General features: G+C 65.0%; 1 protein-coding gene. It reads right to left on the bottom strand.

Annotation, left to right across the window (positions count from 1 at the left end; genetic code table 11):
* A partial coding sequence (locus H7J73_RS33250) for an ABC transporter permease (protein WP_264072126.1) occupies positions 1 to 532 on the bottom strand: 532 nt, incomplete at both ends.

The raw sequence follows: 532 nt of genomic DNA, 5'->3' as shown, positions 1-532 counted from the left end.
GCCAACACCGAGGAGTAGGAATTCGGCAGAATGTGGCGGAACAACAGGGTGAGATGACCGGCGCCCAGGTGTGCGCTGGCTTCTACGAACGGCAGGTTTCGGACCGCCAGCACCTCGGATCGCGCAAGCCGTGCGAATACGGCTATGGACGAGATGCCCACGGCGATGGCGGCATTCACGGTGCCGAAACCGAGGGCCATGATGATGGTGATCGACAGCAGCAGGGTCGGGATCGACAGCAAGACATCGATGACCCGGCCGATGATGCTGTCGGTGACGCGGCCGAAGTAGGCCGCCAGCAACCCGAGGGTGGTTCCTACCAGTAGCCCGATCACCACAGCGATGAACGACCCGGCGATGGTGGCGGCGGTACCGGCGATCACCCGGCTGAGCAGGTCACGGCCGATGTAGTCCGTGCCGAATGGGTGCGAGAGGCTCGGGCCGGCCAGCGGTAGGTCCGGATTCTCCTGGAGCGGGTCGTAGGGAGCGATGGCCGAGGGCGCCAGGATCATCGCCGCCACCAGGAGCAGTA

Source organism: Mycolicibacterium komossense (assembly GCF_025822605.1).
In the GTDB taxonomy this organism is placed as follows: domain Bacteria; phylum Actinomycetota; class Actinomycetes; order Mycobacteriales; family Mycobacteriaceae; genus Mycobacterium; species Mycobacterium komossense.
Note: the sequence above shows the minus strand (reverse complement) of the source record. Positions and strands in the feature narration are given on the sequence as shown.